We start from the raw sequence: 20,389 nt of genomic DNA on the forward strand, positions 1-20,389 counted from the left end.
TTTATCATACACGATTGCCTCGCTCTTGACAATAAAAGACCAACATTTAAAATTAGATTGGGTTATAGTGAAAGTATGAATAGGTAGGAGAGACACGGACAAAATCCATCGGTGACCAGCTTCTGTAATCACCGCTTGTTGTTTTATCTCTTCTAAAAGGGGTTGTTTGAAGACATGATACGTCTTATTGCTTTTATCGTCCTGCTCATACCTGGGCTCATCGCAGCTTGGGGCATCAAATTAATGCGGGATACACTTTTTGGTATCTTATATTCGCCCATCCCATTTGGGTGGTTGCAGTTTTTGGTCGGTTTCATTATGATGGCTGCTGGAATCGGCTTTTTTGCGGGCTTCCTCCTACGTCGGGATCGCAGAAAAGGACGAGTTCAAGAACGTTTCAAGCAAAAATAAAAGAACCCTGACGATTTATTTCGTCTAGGTTCTTTTTTTCAATTTTGGAATCGCTTTGGATAATCGGTGATCCACCCATCTATATAGGAAGGCGGCTCGACAGTGATCGGCTCCCTGCCCGTCATACCATATACCCGAATCATTTTCCCAGTCGCTATCAATTTACTAAGGTAAGGCTCGCGTAAAAGCCTCTTATGCAAATGAAATCCATCCGCACACTGATAACGGCTCAAATGATCCCAATCGACCCCTTTTTTTCGAAGTAAATAAGCTGTCTCCATCGAGGGATCCAGCTGCTTCACCTTTTCAATGATACCGTAATCGAAAGACGAAATGTGGACATGATCCAATATGGAGAGGTCGGAGAGGATTCGGCCAATCAATTCAGGCCGCTCAGAAGCCGTTTCTTTCAACTCTACATTTAAGACGAGGTTCCGCTGGTAGCAAAACGTGACGACTTCCAATAATGTTGGAACAGAATGGCCTGCAAGGATTCGCCAAAACCGTTTTCCTACCCGAATTGCTTTCACTTCTGCCCTGGTAAATGCTGACACTCTTCTTCGGATCCCGGCCACCCTCGTAAAATCAGGATCATGGATGACAATAGGGACTCCATCCTCCGTCAATTGGACGTCCAATTCAATTCCGTCGGCTCCATCCTCATACGCTTTTTCAAAAGCAGCCATCGTATTTTCAAAACGGACACTGGATGCGCCTCGATGTGCTAAAACTATAGGCTTAGACATTCAAAACCTCGTCGACTACCTCAAAGACACCGCTCGTAGAAGCATGAAGCGTGGAAGACTTATTTCCGATGCGGATGATGACTCCTGGAAAAGCCTCTTTCGTCACTTCAATCTTTGGGGGGATTGCTTGTTTTATCCTAGACATACCTGATTGAATTTCATAATCCATTTCTAAAATAGCAACCCGATTTTCCTCTAATGTCTCTTGCAATTTAGAGAACGCTTCTTGTTGTACTTGAGTTGGATCATTCATTTTACTGAATTGGCTTGCGTGTTGCTCCAATTGTTGCACTAGGTCCCTACGTTCTTTTAATTCCTTCGCCAAGGTTTGGATCTCCCTATACAGATTCTCTTTATCTAGTCCTTTGGCATGTAAAGTAGTTGTCCGCTCATGACTATTTCCAGCAACGGCACATTCAATTAAGTGCTGCGCTTCGATTTGTCCTCCGATGATCTTCCCTTTGTTCTTATCGACAAGGACTTGGTCTGCGACGACATCGGTTCCGATTAGATATAAACCGATATGCACATTTTTACCAAACAACTTGCAATTATTTGCGTGTTTAATAAAGATATCGCCTTGCGCTTCTATGATCGTTTCCCCACCGCCAAAGACGCCACCTTTAATATAAATGTCGCCTTCAGAGGATAGGACCTCTTTCGCATTCGTGACCCCTTCATTTCCTTCTATGGATATGTCTCCTGTTGCCGTGACGGAAAATCCAGGGATGACCGTGCCACGAATTATAACGGTGCCTTCAAACGAAATGGACCCGGTTTCCGGTCCTACGTCTCCATCAATCACCAGTTGTTTTCCCACCCCCACTATGCCATTGGTGAATTCCAAAGCACCCGAGTGAGCAGCTCGCAACACGATTTTATCGTTTTCCTGGACTTCATTGACAGATAAACGGTCATACATCAATTTATCGTCATGCCCTCTGACCGAAGGAACAGGATGGCCCAATACATCAGTTCCGTCTATTCCATCTTGTGGGGGTGTTTTCTCGCCTAACCATTGGCCTGCTTGGATGGGGGTCACAAAATTCATCTCATAATAGTCCGCAGAGCCATCTTCACGGATAATCGGTCTTTTCTCAGGCATTTCAATGTAGCGGATTTGAGCGTCTGCCCCTTTTTCCGGAGGAGTGCCAATCGCAGCATCCAACGGTTCGCCCGGTTGATAGGGATCTTCCCAATATGGACGTTTTCCATGGACTACCCGGGCTGCATCGAGTAATTGCTCAGCCTGTTTAATGATTCTCTCTTTTTCTTGCAAAAATTCGGTAGGAGGCACATTGATCACAAGCTGTGCCTTCATGCGATCTTGCGTGATTGCAACTTCGATTTCAGGTAGCCAACTGCCCACATAATGCACACCATCTGGTTCTGAAAGCGCTTTCCGTAATACAGCAAATGAGTTAATCTTAAAACGCGGATATTCGCGTGTAATCGCATCAAATGATTTGAGTGGAAAGCCGTGTTTCCTGGTGCGCATGACAACTTGTTCTCCCTCTACCTCAAGTTCGAAATATTCATTCTCGATTAGCAACGACTCTTCCCCCTTCAAATCAACTCTTCATTATTCAGTATATACCTTAATAATGTCTGTCGCGAGTTATTTGGGATAATTCGAAGGAAAAAGTTAAACTGTTCTGAAAACTATCCAGAAAATGTTAGCTCGCCATATGTTCCAAACGGATCTTATCCGCAATCATGGCAATAAATTCTGAATTTGTCGGCTTGCTTTTTAAATGATGGACTGTATAACCGAACATTTTTGAAATCACTTCATAATTGCCTCGGTTCCAAGCTACTTCGATGGCGTGACGAATAGCCCTTTCTACACGGGAAGGCGTTGTATTATACTTTTCCGCTATTTCAGGATAGAGAACTTTTGTAACGGAACCAAGCAAATCGGAATCCGTGTAAACTTTTTGGATGGCTTCGCGCAGAAATGCATATCCCTTAATATGGGCCGGGACGCCGATTTCCTTGATAATTGACGTAATCGTCGTATCCAGCATTTTCTGGCTGACCACCCCGTCACTTTCTCCGCTGCTTTTTTGAATAATAGGCTGCGAAGTCGGTTTAGTCGTGCCGGCGACTTTAAAGATCTGCTGAACAAGCCGGTCGAACTCAAACGGTTTCAACATGAAATAAGAAGCGCCTAATGTGGCTGCGTGGGTCATTACATCTTCCTGGCCGAAAGCGGTGAGCATGATGACGTTCGGCATGGTGGCTCTCTCGTTCAATGTTTCCAATACCGCAATGCCGTCCAAATGTGGCATGATAATATCTAACAATAAAACGTCCGGGACATTTTCCTCCATTTTGGATAGACATTCATTTCCGTTATGCGCCATCCAAAGGATTTCAATTTCCGGGTGCTTTTCAAAATAAGTGACCATTGTTTTTACAAGTTCCTTATTATCATCCGCAATTGCAATTCTTACTTTCTCCAATCCCATTTCGATTCCCTCCTGTATCTTTCCCCAAATACCTGCATGTCCATTTTTTTCAGCTTTAGAAAAATTTCGACAGCGCAGACACCATTCCTTTTTTCAAGAAAAGAAATGAATCTTCCGACCGATAAATTCTCTACCAATCGACGAATTACATTCTTTCCCGTCATTTATTTCAAAAGTTCTCTTTTTACATTCACATTGTACCACCAAATGGAAAAAGGGGCCAACCCCGTTTTTTTGGGTTGACCCTCAAGATGACTATTGTTCCCCATTTCTCATCGTTTCCAGAAAAAGGCCTGCTCCTTTTTTGGGCTCATCGACGAACATATGGGTGATAGCACCCGCAAATTTTCCGTCCTGAATGACAGGACTCCCACTCATTCCTTGTAAAATGCCGCCCGTTTCTTCCAGTAATTTCGAATCCGTGATGATAAAGTGGAATTGTTCTTTTTCGATTTTAGTGATGCGAATGGAAAAAGACTCCACTTCGGTCCCTTTTACAGTCGTGTAAATCGTGGCCTCTCCTAATTTGAGATCATTTGCGTGCATAATCTCCAATGGTTCCGCCAACACTTTTCTTGACTTGTCATTCCAAGTGCCGAAAATTCCATAAACGCTATTCCGGCGGATTTTCCCTAGGAATTTTTCGTTATCTACAATCGTAGAGATCTTATATCCGGGAATTCCGGGTACACTTTTCTTGATTTGTCCGATTTCCGAAAGATAAATGGCTCCATCTTTGAATAAAGGCGGCGATTGTAATGCACTGTCAATTATTTGATGACCAAGCGCACCGTATGTCATCTTTTCGGGATCGACATACGTCAGAGTCCCTGTCCCTTCCGTCCGGTCTTTAAGGAATGGAATGAGACGCTTCATTGCCCCGGTATCCGCTTGGATCTTGCTCGTTTCCCCATTTCGGAGAACTTGCAATGTGATATCATTCCCTTTGATGGAAGATAAGGCGTTTTCGAATTCGTCGAGCATACGGACCGAGTACTCCTCGACTTGTTCGATCAAATCTCCCGCCTTCAACCAATTTTCATTATCGACCATGACATCGTTCGTGACAAACACACCAGAGAGATCCATTTTTATGCCGATCGAGTGTCCCATTGGAATGAGGCTCCCATGCTGGGCAAAAGCGGTACTCGAATGAAACGGCAAAAGAATGAATAGGATCAACAATGTTACGCCAAGCTTTACATGTCTATTCCATCCCATGTTTCACCTCCCGCTGTAAGATACTATTGGTATGTCCGTTCGCGGGAATGTTATGAGAGGATAAATAGAGCAATACAAGAACGTGTAGACAATTCCGATGCTCGCCTTACCGGAATGCTCTTTTTCTTTCTTTTGCCATTTTTAACAATTCATCCGCATGCTTCAATGTCAATGGGGTGATCTCTGTCCCTGACAGCATCCGTGATAATTCTGCCGTACGGTCTGAACGATCAATATCATGAATGGCCGTGCTCGTACGTTCATCCTTCACTTCTTTCTTGATCAAATAATGGTGGTCCGCCATCGCGGCGACCTGTGGCAAATGGGATATGCAGAGCACTTGGGAATGTGTTGCAATCATCGCGATTTTTTCCGCAATTGCTTGAGCCACTCTTCCGCTAACTCCCGTATCCACTTCGTCAAAAATGATGGAAGTGACGCCTTGGTGTTTTGAGAAGATGGTTTTCAACGCTAGCATGATTCGTGAAAGCTCACCGCCTGAAGCGACTTTGGCTAAAGGCTTCAAAGGCTCGCCCACATTTGTTGAAATGAGGAATTGCACGTCATCATGCCCATGCATATCAAATTGTCCAACCGGTCTTCTCCCGATTTTAACCTTAAATGCCGCTTTTTCCATATGGAGTTGTTGAAGCTGCTCCATTACCGATTTTTCCAATTGGACAGCTGATTCTTGTCGAATGATGGATAATTCCTCCGCTTCGACTTCCAAGTCCTGGATTAGTTGGTTTAACTTTTCCTGTCCTTCTGCCATTCGCTCATCACGGCTAATTAAATGATCAAGTTCCTCCGCAATTTGCTCCCGATATATCACAATATCCTCAATCGTTCTTCCGTATTTCCGCTTTAACGAAGTAAGTAAGGCAAGCCGATCTTCCACGGCCTCCAAACGGTATGGATCAAACTCCATATCATCGAGGATGCTTTTTAGTTCATGTGCAGTATCTTGCAAGGAATAAAAACTTGAAGAAATCGCTTCTGCATGAACTTGCAGATTTTTATCAACGGACGCAGCATCTTCCAAATCGCTCATGGCCGAGCCAACCCAGTCCAAGGCGCGAGTCTCCCCGCTGATTGATTCGTAGGCGGTATTCAACCGTTCATAGAGACGGTTGAAGTTTTGGAGTTTCCGTTGCTCCTCCTCCAACTCTTCTTCTTCTCCAATGACTATGGAAGCAGCGTCAATTTCTTTTAATTGAAACGAGTAGAGGTCGATTCGTTGGGCTACTTGCTGTTCATTTTCGTCGGCCATTTCCAATTTGCGCTTCAATTTCCGAAAACGTTCATAAAGTTCGGTATAGTCCTGGTATGTACGTATGAGACGTTCTCCCGCAAAATGATCCAGCAGATGGATATGTCTTTTTTCGTGCATCAATTCCTGGTTCTCATGTTGACCATGAATATCGATAAGTTGGGAACCAATCTCTCTCAAATTGGCTATTGTCACCAATTTGCCGTTCACCCTACAAACCGTCTTTCCATTTGCATTCAGATCCCGGCGTAATATGACAACGCCGTCCTCTCCGGCTTCAATGCCGATGTCCTCCAATTTCCCGAAAACTGGGTGGTCAGGATTTTCTATCGTGAACATCCCTTCCAATTCGGCTTTTTTTGCACCATGGCGAATGAATTCCTGAGAGCCCCGACCGCCTGCCAATAACTGGACAGCATCAATTATTATGGACTTGCCCGCACCTGTTTCCCCTGTTAGAACAGTTAATCCATTTTGAAATGTAACTTCCAACTTATCAATGATAGCAAAGTTTTGAATGGAAAGTTCACTTAACAATGTACGCTCACCTCTTTTGCGTTTCCAATCGAACAGCGAATCGGACTGCGTAGGGTCCGATTTGCCGTATTTCCGCGCTTTTTGCGGAAATTAAGACACAGTTTCGAACATCGTCCTGTGCAGAAATTAAGGCACTTTCAGAAAGGCGTGTTATTAGTCTAAGTTCCTCTATTCAGCCCGAGGTTTGAACCATTTGAAATAAATGCCTAACCAAATGGAAGTTTCCTTCAGCTGAAGCAAGTCAAAGCATAGCCAGTAGTTTTTCCTTCACTTCATTTGTAAGCGGTTCCTCCCTGCAAATGATCAAACAGGTATCATCCCCACAGATGGTACCCAGAATATCTTCCCAACCAAGCTGGTCGATGAGAGAACCGACCGCATGTGCATTCCCAGGGATTGTTTTTAAAATTATGAAATAACCAGCGCTATCAATACTGATAAAGGCATCCGTCATCATCCTCTGCAACTTTTCCTCCGTATTAAACCGGTGGACCGTCGGCAAGCTATATTTATATCGACCATCCTGCAAAGGGACTTTGATCAGGTGCATTTCTTTGATATCCCTAGAAACAGTCGCTTGCGTGACAGCCACGCCAGACTTTTTCAGGAAATCGACAAGCTGGTCCTGAGTCTCAATTTCGAAGTTTGAGATGATATCCCGAATTCGTATATGTCTCTGTCCTTTATTCAATTCAATCACTCCGTTCCTTGATAATGAACCCGCCCGCTAGCACTTCATTGGAAAGAGTTATCGGCTAAAGAAAAGCGCACAATAGATGCGCGCTAGTTTCAATTAGGCCTTAGCGTATCCGCCAGAGGCTTAACTTGACTCACTGAGAGTCAAGTTAAATTCTTATGTGCTTCCTCGACCAATTCTTCCAATGCCCGCTCATCGAATGTTGGGGTGGCATCCGGGACGGAGCATAAATGGAAGAGGAACTCAATGTTTCCTTCTCCACCGGTCACAGGCGAGAAAGAGACTCCGCGAACTTCAAAGCCTTCTTTGACTGCTACCGAAGCAATTTTGTTCAACACTTCAAGATGAGTCCCTTTCTCTCTTACTATGCCCTTCTTTCCCACTTTGCCTTTTCCCGCTTCGAATTGGGGCTTAACGAGCGCGACTACATCCCCGCCCTCCAAGAGAATCCGTTTTAACGCAGGTAAGATGAGTTCCAAGGAAATAAAAGAGACATCGATAGTGGCGAATTGTGGCAATCCGTCGGTGAACATATCAGGTGTTGCATGTCGGAAATTTGTCCGTTCCATAACAGTGACTCGGGGATCTTGTCTTATTTTCCACGCTAACTGATTGTATCCGACGTCCAATGCGTAGCAATGCTTGGCCCCATTTTGCAATGCACAATCGGTGAATCCTCCTGTGGAAGAGCCAATATCAAGCACAATCTTGTCTTGCACCGTGACATCAAACACTTCGAGAGCCTTTTCCAATTTCAGGCCACCCCGGCTTACATATTTCAGGGCGGACCCTTTAACAATTAACGGAGCATCTACCGGAATTTTTTCCCCTGGTTTATCCAGCCGCGTTTCAGCGGAATAGACAATCCCAGCCATAATTGATCGCTTTGCTTGCTCCCTTGTCTCGACGAGCCCTCTATCGACGAGCAATACGTCGACCCGCTCCTTCTCCGTTCGGCTCATCCTAAACGTTCCCTCTCTGACACTTGATCATAAAACATCTCTTCTAACTCATCCACCAAATGGTCGGCGGTTAATCCTAATTCAGTCATCAGTTCATCCACACTACCATGTTCAATGAAACGATCCGGAATTCCCATCCGTTTGATCTGGTTTGTCGAATAATGATGATCATTAGCATATTCCAAGACAGCACTGCCAAATCCACCGGCAAGTACGGCCTCTTCTAATGTAATAAAAGGCATGCCGGTAGACAAAAGTTCACTAAGCATAGCAGTATCCATCGGTTTAATGAAGCGGGCATTGATTACTTTCACACTAATCCCTTTGGTTTTCAGCTTTTCGGCCGCCTGCAAAGCCATCGGAATGGTCGTTCCGAATGTCACCACTGCGACATCCGAACCTTCACGCAACACTTCCCAAGTACCAATCGGTATTGTCTGCAATTCCGTATCCAATGGAACGCCTAGGCCATTGCCGCGAGGATAACGCAAGGCAATCGGACCGGCATTATATTCAATAGCCGTTTTCACCATATGCTGGCCTTCATTTTCATCCTTTGGCATCATAATGACCAAATTCGGCAAATGTCTTAGAAATGCAATATCGAATACTCCTTGATGCGTCTCCCCGTCCGCACCGACGAGACCGGCACGGTCAATCCCGATAAAAACATTTAAATTTTGCCTTGAAATATCATGCAAGACCTGATCATAGGCACGTTGAAGAAAAGTCGAGTATATCGCAAGAAACGGCTTCATGCCTTGTGTTGCAAGGCCAGCAGCCATCGTAGCCGCATGCTGCTCGGCAATACCGACATCAAAGAAGCGATCAGGGAACTCCGCCGCAAATGATTCCAATTTGGATCCGACTGGCATGGCTGGCGTGATTGCCGCAATTCTTCGGTCCTCCCGCGCTAGGGTTCTGACCGTTTCGGCTACCAAACCGCTCCAGGAAGGTGCCTTGGAAACGGATTTCACAAAATCGCCGGTCTCAATCTTGTATGGGCCTGTCCCATGCCAAGTTCCGATCTTATCGTGTTCTGCTGGGAGATACCCTTTCCCCTTTTTAGTGATGACATGAAGCAGGACAGGGCCTTCCGTTTTTTTGGCGTATTGGAAATTCCGCTCCAATTCCGTAAAATCGTGCCCATCTACCGGGCCTAAATACGTAAATCCGAGCTCTTCAAAAAAGACGCCGGTTACGAGTAAATATTTCAGGCTGTCTTTTACACGTTCTGCTGCAGCAGCCACTTTGCCGCCGATTGCCGGAATTCGTTTTAAAATGTATTCAAGCTCGTCCTTCGCCGTATTGTACTTGCCAGCGGTCCGCAGCTTGCCTAAGACGGTGTGTAACGCTCCGACATTCGGAGCAATCGACATCTCGTTATCATTCAAGATGACAATCATATTCGTCTTTTCGTGACCAATATGATTTAACGCTTCGAGTGCCATTCCACCTGTCAGCGCTCCATCTCCAATGACCGGAAGAACATAGTTGGACTCCCCTTTAATATCCCGCGCAGCAGCCATTCCCATAGCAGCGGACAGAGAAGTGGAGCTATGCCCGGTTTCCCATACGTCATGTTCGCTTTCATTCATTTTCGGAAAACCGCAAAGGCCTTTGTATTGTCGAATTGAATCGAATTGACATGCCCGTCCCGTCAAAATTTTATGGACATACGACTGGTGTCCTACGTCCCAGATGATTTTATCGTTCGGACTATCGAAACAGCGATGCAGGGCAATCGTCAATTCGACGACTCCTAGGTTTGGTCCGATATGACCTCCCGTTACAGAGCACTTCTCGATCAGAAACTTTCTAATGTCCTCAGCAAGTTCCAACAATTGCTCGCGGTCCAGATTTTTTAAAAAAGATGGACTTGTAATTTCAGTCAGATCCATCATTATCACACACCTTCATAAAATGATTGCTACACATCCATCACGCTCAGCGTGATTGCGTCCGGACTTTTTCGAGCGTGCTCGAAAAAATCCGTGACATCCGCCGGAGATCATCTTTGTTCAGCCGAAGTTGAAACACTTTATGAACAGGGAGTAATAACGCATTCTGCTCGACGTCTTTTGGGCATTGGAGTCTTAGGCTGAACAAAGATAACGATTCGCTTAGTACATTATATCAAGAAGGACGTCTAGTACAACAATTTGTTCGCCTTAACTGCTTCGTTCGACAATATAATCGGCAAACATGCCTAGTAGGCTCTCCTTATCACTTAAAAATCCAATCGATTCCTTTGCCGATTGATGGTGATAACGCAGTCGTTTCTCGGCTCCCTCCAACCCAAGCAAGGAAGGATAGGTTGATTTCTGGCTCGACGTATCACTGCCAGCTGTTTTCCCCAATTGTTCAGTCGTTGAGGTGATATCCAGAATATCGTCTTTAATTTGAAAAGCAAGACCAATGTTTTTCGCATAGGTACGCAGTAGTCTGGATTTTTCTTCATCTACATCAGCAAGGATCGCTCCCGCTTCAATACAGAACGAGAGTAAAGCGCCTGTCTTATTCAAATGGACTGTTTCCAATTGGTCGATGGACAACTGCTTGTTCTCCCCCTCCATGTCCAATATTTGGCCACCCACCATTCCTTCAGGTCCGGAAGCGGAGCTTAGCAACCGAATGAGCGCAACAGTTTTTTCAGGTGATGTAGAAACGAGCCCGGCTAGGCTACGAAATGCCACTGCTTGCAGAGCATCACCCGCGAGTACGGCGACCGCCTCGCCAAACACTTTATGATTCGTCGGCTTGCCCCGTCTGAAATCATCATCATCCATGCAAGGCAAATCGTCATGAATGAGGGAATATGTATGGATCATTTCAACCGCACATGCTACTGTTAACGCATCTTCCGACCGGCCCCCGAGATCTTGCAGGGTAGCAATCACTAATAGTGGTCGAATTCGCTTACCGCCTGCATCTATGGAATAAGCCATCGATTTTTGTAAGTTTTCCGGCATAGGCGATTCCGTCAATAGTTGATGTAGCCGTTCGTCGATGAGAGGTATTTGGGTTTCAATGAATTGTTGCAATCCTTTATGCATTCGAATCGGCACCTTTCGCAGGGTCGAATTCCACTTGATTTCCTTCTTTATCAATAATGGAGATAAGTTGTTTTTCGGCATCCTGTAATTTATTGTGACAATAAGCGGACAGTTCCATCCCTTTTTTATATAAAACAATCGCATCTTCGAGGGGAACGTCCCCGCTTTCCAGCTTTTGAACGATTTCCTCTAGATTTAACATAGCTTCTTCAAAGCGAAGTGAATCTTTTTCCATTTATATTTCCCCCTCCCCATCTTGTACGTTGATCGTTTGGACCTTCGCTTCGACCATCCCGTCCTGCAATCGGATTTCAATTTCATCGCCAACTCCAAGCTGTCGAACAGAGTTTGCAACTTTGCCATTTTGATATAGGATGGAGAATCCGCGGTCCATGACAGCTAACGGATTCAGTGCTTGCAGCGTGCGGATGGTCGCCTTGAAACTCTCATCCTTCCCTTTAATCTCTTGGAAAGCAGCACGTGTCAGTCTTTCGGTTAACACATCAATCATCCGATTTCCTTCTTTGATCTGCTTTCCTGGTGAATAGGATGACAACAGAGATTGCAGCCTTAGAAGCTCGGTTTTGGGCTGGATGGTCATATCGATTCGGCTTCTGTCCAACCTTCCCTCGAAACCAATCAGCTTCTCCATGAAGGGACGATATAATCGTTCTGGGAATTGCAAAGGATATGAAGATTGAAGGGATGTTAAACGCTTTCGTTCTGTTTTGATCTGGTTGGATAAGGAACGGTATAACGTTCGTTTTCGGTCCATGATCCGATCAATCAGTTCCTCTCTGGCAGGCACGGCCATTTCAGCTGCCGCTGTCGGTGTCGGAGCCCTGCGATCGGAAACAAAATCAGCAATGGTCGTGTCTGTTTCATGCCCTACCGCGCTTATTATTGGAATCCGACAGGAAAAAATGGCCCTAGCGACCGATTCTTCGTTAAAAGCCCATAAATCTTCGATCGATCCACCCCCCCGTCCGACGATGAGCACATCAATGGACCCATGGGCCTCCGCTTGGGCAATCGAATTGATGATGGAAGGTGCAGCTTGTGGACCTTGCACGATGGCCGGAAATAAAATGGTTTCCGCTAAAGGATAGCGTCTGCCAATGGTCGTGCAAATGTCTTGGATGGCCGCCCCGGATTGCGCTGTGACGACTCCAATTTTTTGAGGAAACGGCGGTAATGGCTGTTTCCATCGCGCATCGAATAACCCTTCCTTCCCCAAACTCTCTTTCAACTGCTCAAATGCGAGATAAAGAGCGCCAATCCCATCCGGCTGCATTGATTGCACATACAATTGATATTGCCCGCTCGCTTCATAGACGGTCACATCTCCTGTAATCAAGACATTCATGCCATTTTCCGGTCGAAATTTCAAGCTGCTTGCAGCTGAACGGAACATCGCTGCTTGTATTCGGCTTTTATCGTCCTTGAGCGTGAAATAAATATGGCCGCTCGGATGGCTTTTCACATTGGAAAGTTCCCCTTTTACATAGACATTTCGCAAATGGGGATCGGCATCAAATTTACGCTTGATGTATTTAGTCAGCGCTTGTACAGATAGATATGGATTCCCGGCCACCTACACTGCCTCCTCTTCAATGACGTACAGAAACGCTGTCTTTCCAAAGAAAAACAGCGTCCATCGTGTTCGTTATAGTTATTGCGGACATCTTCCGTCTGCAAAAGCCTGTTCCGCACTTTGAAGCGTGTTTTTCAGTAGCATCGTAATGGTCATAGGACCGACACCTCCGGGAACCGGAGTGATGGCAGATGCTTTTTCCTTAGCCGATTCGAAATCGACATCGCCGCATAATTTTCCGTTTTCATCACGGTTCATGCCAACGTCAATGACGATAGCTCCTTCTTTAACAAATTCATCGGTAATGAATTTTGTCCGGCCGATTGCTACAATTAAAATATCCGCCTGTTTTGTATAATTAGAAAGATTCACGGTTTTCGAGTGGCAATAGGTAACAGTGGCATCCCGCTGCAACAACAATTGCCCCATCGGTTTTCCGACAATATTGCTACGGCCGACGATCACCGCATGTTTACCGCGAATTTCCACTCCTGAACGTTCGAGTAGCTTAATAATGCCATAAGGAGTACAAGATAGGAAAGATTGCTGTCCAATAATCATCTTCCCGACATTTTCCGGATGGAATCCATCGACATCCTTTTCCGGGGCGATTGCTCGGATAACTAAGTTTTCATCAATATGATCCGGTAATGGTAATTGGACTAGGATGCCGTGGATCGAGTCATCTTCATTCAATTGTTCTACATGGCTTAACAATTCTTCTTCAGAAACAGTAGTTGGCAATTGGATCAATTCTGATTTCATACCGACTTCTACACTTGATTTCTGTTTGTTTTTCACATATGTATGGGATGCGGGATTATCTCCGACTAGAATGACCGCAAGTCCAGGTTGACATCCCTTCTCCGAAAGCTTACGGACTCCCTCTTTAATCTCTTCACGAATTTCTTTTCCGATTGCGATTCCATCAATCAGTTTGCCAGTCATAATTCATCCTCCAAGTTATTTCGATTCGTTGTTTCATCGAATTTTGATAATACGCCATTCACAAATCGTCCCGATTTTTCATCTCCGAATGTTTTGCATAGTTCAACGGCTTCATTTAGAATGACCCGATGCGGAGCATCATTGGTAAAAAGCAATTCATAGACGGCGAGTCGCAATACAGTTCTTTCGATTTTGGGAAGACGCTCCAACGACCAATTCTCCAGCCTCTTCACGAGAGCTTCGTCAATTTCGGTCATATGCTGGACTGTTCCTCGAACCAGCTGTTCATAAAATGTATTCACAGGTTGCTCCGTAATATAAGTCATCGCTTCATCAACGGATATTTCCATATCGGCTTTATCCAGTTGGAACAACGTTTGTACCGCTTTCTCCCGCGCTTCTCGTCGTTTCATGTAAAAGTCTCCTCCACTGCTGTATCTCTGAAGCTTTATCATACCACATTTCGATGATTGAGATACAGTGTAACAAGCCAAAAATAAGGCTCCAAATATACGTAGTATTATGTTTTTGCAGCCCTGCCCTTTTGGAATCAAAAAGAAGGGCTGTCTCAAAGTCCAAAACTAGACTTTGTGACAGCCCCATCCACCTTACTCCGTATCTTTTTCAAATTGGATACCAGTAATATGGATGTTCACTTCTTTCGTTTCGAGTGAAGTCATATGGAATAGTGCGTCACGGATTTGCTTTTGAATTTCCGTTGCCACCGTCGGGATGGAATAGCCATATTCCACAATGCAATAAACGTCAACGATCAATCCGGCATCTGTCCATTCGGTTTTGACACCTTTGCCATGATTCACTTTCCCGAACTTTTCCGCAACACCGCTCGCAAAGTTACCTGTCGTACTGGCTACGCCCTCCACTTCGGTTGTTGCAATTCCGATGATCACTTCAAGAACTTCTGGAGCAAGCTGGACGCGTCCCAGCTCGACCTCCCCTGTCGGAGCCTTGCCGGCGAACGATGGACTTGTTTTTTCAGCCATCTGGAACCCTCCTCCGTTAGTCCATAATATCGTATTTTTCCAAGAACTTCGTATCGAAATCTCCTGATTTAAATACTTCATGATCCATCAAATTTAAATGGAATGGGATCGTCGTATCCACTCCTTCGATGATGAACTCATCCAAGGCACGTTTCATACGAGCGACTGCTTCCTCCCGGGTATTTCCATGGACGATCAGTTTGGCGACCATCGAATCGTAGAACGGCGGAATTGTATAGCCAGGATACATGGCCGAATCGACTCTGACGCCGAAACCACCCGGTGGTATGTACATGGACACCTTACCTGGAGATGGCATAAAATTCTTAGATGGGTTTTCTGCGTTTATACGGCATTCGATGGACCAACCGTCGATTTTGATATCCTCTTGGCTATAAGCTAGTTTTTCGCCTGCCGCCACCTTTAATTGCTGTTGGATCAAATCAATCCCCGTAATCATTTCTGTAACCGGGTGCTCTACTTGGATCCGCGTATTCATTTCCATGAAATAGAATTTTTGATTGATATGATCAAAAATGAATTCCACAGTTCCCGCTCCGCGATAATTGACAGCTTTTGCTGCTTTGACCGCTGCATCGCCCATCTGTTCCCGCAATTCAGGTGTCAAGGCAGGTGATGGGGCTTCCTCGACCAGCTTCTGCATTCTCCGTTGAATCGAGCAATCCCGCTCTCCAAGATGGATAGCGTTTCCATACTTATCCGCAAGGACCTGTACTTCGACGTGGCGGAACACTTCAATATACTTTTCCAGATAGACACCAGGGTTACCGAAAGCAGCAGCTGCTTCCTTCTGAGTGATTTTGATGCCTTTCACCAATTCATCTTCAGTGCGAGCCACGCGGATTCCTTTTCCTCCTCCGCCTGCAGTCGCTTTGATGATGACAGGGAAACCTATTTCATTAGCCACTTTCAAAGCCTCATGCTCATCCGCAACTATACCGTCTGAGCCTGGGACAATCGGTACGCCTGCTTGTTCCATCGTATCACGGGCCACGTCTTTTGTTCCCATGCGTGAGATGGCATCCGATGTCGGTCCAATAAATTCGATATTCACTTCTTCGCAAAGTTCGGCAAAACTTGCATTTTCGGCAAGGAAGCCGTATCCGGGATGAATCCCGTCACAGCCAGTTAACTTGGCGATGCTGATGATATTCGAGAAATTCAAATAACTGTCTTTTGATAGGCGGGGACCGATACAGTACGCCTCATCCGCCAATTCGACATGCAATGCCTCTGCATCCGCTTCGGAATATACAGCCACGGTTTTAATGTCGAGTTCTTTGCACGCCCGGATAATCCGAACGGCAATTTCTCCACGATTTGCAATTAATACTTTTTTCATTTGTCGGAATCCCCCTTAATTCGTTTTGACGAGGAAAAGAGGTTGTCCGTATTCAACGAGCTGGCCGTCTTCTACAAGGATTTCAACGATTTCCCCTGAAACTTCCGCTTCGATTTCATTGAACAATTTCATCGCTTCGACGATGCAAACGATGGATTCTGACTCCACTTTATCACCGGCTTTAACATATGCAGGCGCTTCTGGTGAAGAAGCACTATAAAACGTGCCGACCATCGGTGATGTAATTTTGTGCAGATTGGCGTTATCTGCTTCAGTTGATGCAGCCGGTGCCTGAGCTTGGGGCTCTTCCTGTTGTACGGCAGGGGCTTGTTCGGCTTGTGGTTGTTGGGCTGCTTGTTGTTGCTGTTGAACTGGTGCAACTGCAGCGGTCTCTGGAGCAGATACATATGAAGTTTGGTGTCCGCCGCCTTTTGTCAGTTCAACTTTGGTGCCATCCGATTCGTATGAAAATTTTTCAATAGATGACTGATCGATGAGTTTAATAATTTCACGGATTTCTTGAATTTTCAACATGAATGATTCTCCTCACTTGTTTTTAATTACACCCATCCTCCATTTTAGCCGTTTTGCCGACATAATGAAATAGCTAACCCCCATTTAAGTCTTTCATCCTCCCAAAAGCTTACAACGAATAACTGTCACCCAATAAAAAAAAGACCCTTTCCAGGGCCTAATTTATTGAGTGCCTCCCGTGAAATCCACTTGAACGTCACGGGCGTCATCCCAACTTGTCATAACATGATGAATAATTTGATCTGCCATTTTCTTTGAATGCCCCTCGGCGGACAGAACTGTCACTTTAACTGTGCCGTCTTCTGTTCGGACGAAGGCATCCGGATATCCGAGCGCTCTGATTTCCATTTCCAGCAAGTTTTCCGCGGAAGTCCGCTTTGTCAGCTCGGCCATGTCTTCAAAAGCCTTATTTTTCTCTTCCGCTGTATAATCGGAAGATGTCATTTTCGTTTCAAGTTGTTCGTGGAGCTTGCTTCTTTCATTGCGGACTTCCATCCGCATCTCTTCAAAGAGCACGAGCTCGGCAAAAACAGGTTTCGTTTCATCTGCGGTTTCCTCTGTCAGCTTGGTGGCATCCGTCGTTTCCTTCGTGAAGATGGCAATGCCGTCGAATGGCATCGGCGCTCTTTCTTTTACATAGTAAATGGAAATGACTGCAACCAGGCTAAGCAATGTCAAAAACCAGACTGTTCTCTTATTCGTTTTCATTCGTACTCCCCCTTTTCTTCATTTCAACGATGACGATGCGATGTTCTGGCAACTGGAGGACAGCAGATAGGATCCTCGATAGTTCACTGCGGAGTTTAAAATCCTCAGCACCTTCCGCGATGACCAAAATGCCTTGCAATTCACTTCCTTTTTTCTCCGACGTCCCGGAAAGGGAGAAATAATCGGATAGAGGAGCGGATGTCCCATTGTTACCTTGATGAAAGTAGATCGACACTTCCCCGATCCCTTCAATTTGCATGAGCGCCTCTTCGAGTGTGGAAAATTCCTTGTTCTCTTCCTTCCCCTCCCCGATCCCGCCAAGATTTGGATTCATGATAAAGATGACGAAGATCATAATGGTCCCGAGAAGAATCGTCTGCATTTTTTTCGATGGTTTCTTCATAGTCTCACCATTTTCATTCATTCAGCCTATTGTATGACCTGTCATCAATGATCCATTTTATGCGCTTTCAAAGGAACCTATGACCAAAAATTGCAAAGAAGGATTGAATGATCCAGATGCCCATCAAGATTTTGATGAGTGGAATGAAATCATCCTCTTTTCCTTCGGGCATCAGCAAAAGGAGTAACGTTGACAAAACGGCGATAAGCAAGACGCCCATTAAAAAGATTCCATTGTGCCAACCTCATTTCATCGTAGTGAACAATTTGATAAAAATAACCGACAGCAAAGATGTATAGATGAAAGCAAACGAGATAAGGAACGATACAGCGCATAAAACAAACAACGTCTTTCCGATGTCATCCAGTATTCCCGAAATGTCTTCGTCAGCGAAAGGTTCGATCAGCGCAGCGGTCCAACGGTAAAAAAACGCAACGATAAGCGTTTTAAGGGACGGGATAAGGGCGACTGTCCAGATTGTCATGATCATCCAGCCTCCCGCAAAGACGCTCGCACCGGTCGTATAGCGTCCCATCGTCCCGATCGTATCCGTCATGAATGAACCGATGAGCGGGATATTCTGGCGGATCAACTCCTTTACCGGCTCACTCGTCAATCCCGAAATGGCCCAAGACATCGTCCCCCCTGCTGTAATGAAAATTGAATACGTAGCAACGGTAGCGGATACGACAGCAAGGAGAGTTGTCCGTAACATGTCCGCCAACCGAGTAAACGGGACGTCGGGAAGCAGTCGGGAAACTAAATCGAACAAAAACGTTGCCATCAATAAGGGAATTAACACACGTTCCGACAGTAGAACCGCTCCGTTTGCGAACAACAGCATAGCCGGCTGGAAATTGAGCATGCCAAATGCTCCGCCCGCCATAACCATTCCTGCTGTCAACACCGGATAAATCGAGATGAAAATCATCGATACGGAACGGGCAATATTACGAATCAATTCCAGATGACCAATAGCAGGTTGGAGCGCGATGCCGACAATTAGGAAAATAAGGAGAATCCTCGTCCATTTCGCAAATGAAGGAAACAGAAAGTTGGCCATCAATGCCATGAATGCGGAGGCGATAATAATAGCGAAACTGGATAGGAGCGTTCCCAGTATGGTTTCAATAAGAGAAATCATGGTGGCATCGTCCGATCATTTAGAAATAAGTGAGGTTAGTATTTCGATCAAAGTGGTAGTCTGTGGTATCCATAAGGACAAAATTGCGATTTTGATAACAAAATGGGATAGTGCGGCGAGCGAACGATAGCCCGCTTCCTCAATGTGATTGGCGATCAATTGGGAAAGAAAAAAGAGAATAGCGCTTCCGATGAGCAATTTCGCAAACGGGTCGGGAAGCGGTTGGAATAATTGGACATATGTTTTTCCGAAAGGAATGATGATGAATAGCAGCACTTGGAATAAAAAGAAGAAGAATATGACCGTATACAACAACGGATGGAGTTTCGGTACTGCAAAAGATAGTAATAAAAGGATTAAAAACACCACAATTACCTGAAATAAGATAGCCATCAAACCGACATCGTCAACCATTGGAAAAACTCCGCGATCTCGGAAAAAAAGATTTTAAGGAAGCGTAGCATTTCGGCCGTAAGATAGAGATAAGCGAGTAAGAACAGAAAAAAGGAGAACTCCTTCTTACCAGTCTGTTCAAAGAAAATATGCAGAATGCCGATTACAAGTCCGATACCGGCGATTCGAAGCAAGTCATTCAATTCCATCCGGTACTCCCCCCATTGCCATATCCTATGTCCAGTGTCCTGCTGCTAGAACATAAGTGTATTACAGGGATATATATGGGGACTAAAAAACACTCCTTTTCCCTGGTTGGAATAGGAGTGATCATAAGTTGGAGTTTACGCGCGTGACACGTATTCGCCTTCTTCCGTATTAATAACTAATTTATCGCCCGTGTTGACGAAGAATGGGACTTGGACGATGAGGCCTGTTTCCATTTTCGCCGGTTTCGATCCGCCGCTAGCCGTATCCCCTTTAATACCGGGCTCCGTTTCGATTACTTCCAAAGTGACGGTAATCGGTAATTCTACGCCAAGAACTTCTTCTTTATATTTAATAATATGGACTTCCATGTTCTCTTTCAGATATTTCAATTCCTCTTCGATTTGTTTCATAGGGAGTTCAATTTGCTCATACGATTCGTTATCCATGAACACGTGATCGTCTCCGTTTGCATACAAATATTGCATCCGGCGGTTGTCAATCTGTGCCTTTTCCACTTTTTCACCGGCACGGAATGTCTTTTCATTGACGTTTCCAGTACGAAGATTCCGTAATTTGGAACGAACGAATGCTGCCCCTTTACCCGGTTTCACGTGTTGGAAATCCATGACACGCCAAATATCGCCGTCAAATTCAATGGTAAGCCCTGTTTTAAATTCGTTTACTGAAATCATTATGATTCCTCCATTTGTTTAATAG

At 45.1% G+C, this 20,389-nt stretch carries 23 protein-coding genes; 1 reads left to right on the top strand and 22 read right to left on the bottom strand.

Annotated features, from left to right (window positions below):
- The first annotated feature begins 174 nt into the window (after positions 1-174).
- Positions 175-411: a DUF2627 domain-containing protein gene (locus AB1K83_RS05845; protein ID WP_413057224.1), complete on the top strand. Its 237-nt coding sequence runs from the start codon at positions 175-177 to the stop codon at positions 409-411.
- Positions 412-449: 38 nt separating this feature from the next.
- Here AB1K83_RS05845 and AB1K83_RS05850 read toward each other — a convergent pair whose 3' ends face one another.
- From AB1K83_RS05850 to efp, 22 genes are all read right to left on the bottom strand, one after another.
- A complete protein-coding gene (locus AB1K83_RS05850; protein ID WP_413057225.1) occupies positions 450-1,157 on the bottom strand; it encodes a glycerophosphodiester phosphodiesterase in 708 nt (235 codons plus the stop codon).
- Positions 1,150-2,709 (bottom strand): DUF342 domain-containing protein, encoded by a 1,560-nt coding sequence (locus AB1K83_RS05855; protein ID WP_413057226.1) that lies wholly within the window; start codon positions 2,707-2,709, stop codon positions 1,150-1,152. The genes AB1K83_RS05850 and AB1K83_RS05855 overlap by 8 nt, the downstream gene beginning before the upstream one ends.
- Before the next feature lie 124 nt (positions 2,710-2,833).
- Positions 2,834-3,622 (bottom strand): sporulation transcription factor Spo0A, encoded by a 789-nt coding sequence (gene spo0A, locus AB1K83_RS05860; RefSeq protein WP_413057519.1) that lies wholly within the window; start codon positions 3,620-3,622, stop codon positions 2,834-2,836.
- Positions 3,623-3,883: 261 nt separating this feature from the next.
- Positions 3,884-4,849 (bottom strand): SpoIVB peptidase S55 domain-containing protein, encoded by a 966-nt coding sequence (locus AB1K83_RS05865; RefSeq protein ID WP_413057227.1) that lies wholly within the window; start codon positions 4,847-4,849, stop codon positions 3,884-3,886.
- Between the two features lie 106 nt (positions 4,850-4,955).
- Entirely contained in the window at positions 4,956-6,656 is a 1,701-nt protein-coding gene (gene recN, locus AB1K83_RS05870) for a DNA repair protein RecN (protein WP_413057228.1), read from the bottom strand.
- 241 nt (positions 6,657-6,897) lie between these two features.
- Entirely contained in the window at positions 6,898-7,347 is a 450-nt protein-coding gene (gene ahrC / locus AB1K83_RS05875; protein WP_413057229.1) for a transcriptional regulator AhrC/ArgR, read from the bottom strand.
- 149 nt (positions 7,348-7,496) lie between these two features.
- Entirely contained in the window at positions 7,497-8,315 is an 819-nt protein-coding gene (locus AB1K83_RS05880) for a TlyA family RNA methyltransferase (RefSeq protein WP_413057230.1), read from the bottom strand.
- Entirely contained in the window at positions 8,312-10,216 is a 1,905-nt protein-coding gene (dxs, locus tag AB1K83_RS05885; protein WP_413057520.1) for a 1-deoxy-D-xylulose-5-phosphate synthase, read from the bottom strand. Before dxs ends, AB1K83_RS05880 begins: the two co-directional genes overlap by 4 nt.
- A 270-nt stretch (positions 10,217-10,486) precedes the next feature.
- A complete protein-coding gene (locus AB1K83_RS05890; protein ID WP_413057231.1) occupies positions 10,487-11,371 on the bottom strand; it encodes a polyprenyl synthetase family protein in 885 nt (294 codons plus the stop codon).
- Positions 11,364-11,606, bottom strand: a complete 243-nt coding sequence (locus tag AB1K83_RS05895) for an exodeoxyribonuclease VII small subunit (RefSeq protein ID WP_413057232.1) — start codon at positions 11,604-11,606, stop codon at positions 11,364-11,366. The genes AB1K83_RS05890 and AB1K83_RS05895 overlap by 8 nt, the downstream gene beginning before the upstream one ends.
- Positions 11,607-12,965: an exodeoxyribonuclease VII large subunit gene (xseA, locus tag AB1K83_RS05900; protein WP_413057233.1), complete on the bottom strand. Its 1,359-nt coding sequence runs from the start codon at positions 12,963-12,965 to the stop codon at positions 11,607-11,609.
- A gap of 78 nt (positions 12,966-13,043) precedes the next feature.
- Positions 13,044-13,913, bottom strand: coding sequence for a bifunctional methylenetetrahydrofolate dehydrogenase/methenyltetrahydrofolate cyclohydrolase FolD (gene folD / locus AB1K83_RS05905; RefSeq protein ID WP_413057234.1), 870 nt, complete (start codon positions 13,911-13,913; stop codon positions 13,044-13,046).
- Positions 13,910-14,326: a transcription antitermination factor NusB gene (gene nusB, locus AB1K83_RS05910; RefSeq protein ID WP_413057235.1), complete on the bottom strand. Its 417-nt coding sequence runs from the start codon at positions 14,324-14,326 to the stop codon at positions 13,910-13,912. The genes folD and nusB overlap by 4 nt, the downstream gene beginning before the upstream one ends.
- Before the next feature lie 195 nt (positions 14,327-14,521).
- Entirely contained in the window at positions 14,522-14,917 is a 396-nt protein-coding gene (locus tag AB1K83_RS05915) for an Asp23/Gls24 family envelope stress response protein (protein WP_413057236.1), read from the bottom strand.
- Between the two features lie 16 nt (positions 14,918-14,933).
- The gene (accC, locus tag AB1K83_RS05920; RefSeq protein WP_413057237.1) at positions 14,934-16,280 is read right to left on the bottom strand and encodes an acetyl-CoA carboxylase biotin carboxylase subunit; all 1,347 of its coding nucleotides are present in this window, start codon (positions 16,278-16,280) and stop codon (positions 14,934-14,936) included.
- Between the two features lie 15 nt (positions 16,281-16,295).
- A complete protein-coding gene (gene accB / locus AB1K83_RS05925) occupies positions 16,296-16,814 on the bottom strand; it encodes an acetyl-CoA carboxylase biotin carboxyl carrier protein (RefSeq protein WP_413057238.1) in 519 nt (172 codons plus the stop codon).
- 162 nt (positions 16,815-16,976) lie between these two features.
- Entirely contained in the window at positions 16,977-17,522 is a 546-nt protein-coding gene (locus tag AB1K83_RS05930) for a SpoIIIAH-like family protein (protein ID WP_413057239.1), read from the bottom strand.
- Complete coding sequence (locus tag AB1K83_RS05935; RefSeq protein WP_413057240.1) at positions 17,509-17,925, bottom strand: hypothetical protein; 417 nt, start codon at positions 17,923-17,925, stop codon at positions 17,509-17,511. Before AB1K83_RS05935 ends, AB1K83_RS05930 begins: the two co-directional genes overlap by 14 nt.
- Positions 17,926-18,169: 244 nt before the next feature.
- Complete coding sequence (locus AB1K83_RS05940) at positions 18,170-19,069, bottom strand: stage III sporulation protein AE (protein WP_413057241.1); 900 nt, start codon at positions 19,067-19,069, stop codon at positions 18,170-18,172.
- A 15-nt stretch (positions 19,070-19,084) separates the two neighbouring features.
- On the bottom strand, positions 19,085-19,483 hold the full coding sequence (locus AB1K83_RS05945; RefSeq protein ID WP_413057242.1) for a hypothetical protein: 399 nt from the start codon (positions 19,481-19,483) through the stop codon (positions 19,085-19,087).
- Complete coding sequence (locus AB1K83_RS05950; protein WP_413057243.1) at positions 19,462-19,671, bottom strand: stage III sporulation protein AC; 210 nt, start codon at positions 19,669-19,671, stop codon at positions 19,462-19,464. Before AB1K83_RS05950 ends, AB1K83_RS05945 begins: the two co-directional genes overlap by 22 nt.
- Positions 19,672-19,806: 135 nt before the next feature.
- Positions 19,807-20,364, bottom strand: coding sequence for an elongation factor P (gene efp / locus AB1K83_RS05955; protein WP_413057244.1), 558 nt, complete (start codon positions 20,362-20,364; stop codon positions 19,807-19,809).
- Positions 20,365-20,389 lie beyond the last annotated feature (25 nt).

Origin of the sequence: Sporosarcina sp. 179-K 3D1 HS, assembly GCF_047228905.1 — a bacterium.
In the GTDB taxonomy this organism is placed as follows: Bacteria; Bacillota; Bacilli; order Bacillales_A; family Planococcaceae; genus Sporosarcina.

Coding starts and splice junctions, on each gene's coding strand:
- AB1K83_RS05850 (WP_413057225.1), bottom strand. CDS start 1,157: ATGTCTAAGCCTATAGTTTTAGCACATCGAGGCGCATCCAGTGTCCGT.
- AB1K83_RS05940 (WP_413057241.1), bottom strand. CDS start 19,069: ATGATTTCTCTTATTGAAACCATACTGGGAACGCTCCTATCCAGTTTC.
- accB (WP_413057238.1), bottom strand. CDS start 16,814: ATGTTGAAAATTCAAGAAATCCGTGAAATTATTAAACTCATCGATCAG.
- AB1K83_RS05845 (WP_413057224.1), top strand. CDS start 175: ATGATACGTCTTATTGCTTTTATCGTCCTGCTCATACCTGGGCTCATC.
- AB1K83_RS05945 (WP_413057242.1), bottom strand. CDS start 19,483: ATGGTTGACGATGTCGGTTTGATGGCTATCTTATTTCAGGTAATTGTG.
- folD (WP_413057234.1), bottom strand. CDS start 13,913: ATGACTGGCAAACTGATTGATGGAATCGCAATCGGAAAAGAAATTCGT.
- AB1K83_RS05895 (WP_413057232.1), bottom strand. CDS start 11,606: ATGGAAAAAGATTCACTTCGCTTTGAAGAAGCTATGTTAAATCTAGAG.
- efp (WP_413057244.1), bottom strand. CDS start 20,364: ATGATTTCAGTAAACGAATTTAAAACAGGGCTTACCATTGAATTTGAC.
- AB1K83_RS05930 (WP_413057239.1), bottom strand. CDS start 17,522: ATGAAAACGAATAAGAGAACAGTCTGGTTTTTGACATTGCTTAGCCTG.
- nusB (WP_413057235.1), bottom strand. CDS start 14,326: ATGAAACGACGAGAAGCGCGGGAGAAAGCGGTACAAACGTTGTTCCAA.
- AB1K83_RS05915 (WP_413057236.1), bottom strand. CDS start 14,917: ATGGCTGAAAAAACAAGTCCATCGTTCGCCGGCAAGGCTCCGACAGGG.
- AB1K83_RS05865 (WP_413057227.1), bottom strand. CDS start 4,849: ATGGGATGGAATAGACATGTAAAGCTTGGCGTAACATTGTTGATCCTA.
- AB1K83_RS05890 (WP_413057231.1), bottom strand. CDS start 11,371: ATGCATAAAGGATTGCAACAATTCATTGAAACCCAAATACCTCTCATC.
- AB1K83_RS05935 (WP_413057240.1), bottom strand. CDS start 17,925: ATGAAGAAACCATCGAAAAAAATGCAGACGATTCTTCTCGGGACCATT.
- AB1K83_RS05950 (WP_413057243.1), bottom strand. CDS start 19,671: ATGGAATTGAATGACTTGCTTCGAATCGCCGGTATCGGACTTGTAATC.
- dxs (WP_413057520.1), bottom strand. CDS start 10,216: ATGGATCTGACTGAAATTACAAGTCCATCTTTTTTAAAAAATCTGGAC.
- accC (WP_413057237.1), bottom strand. CDS start 16,280: ATGAAAAAAGTATTAATTGCAAATCGTGGAGAAATTGCCGTTCGGATT.
- AB1K83_RS05880 (WP_413057230.1), bottom strand. CDS start 8,315: ATGAGCCGAACGGAGAAGGAGCGGGTCGACGTATTGCTCGTCGATAGA.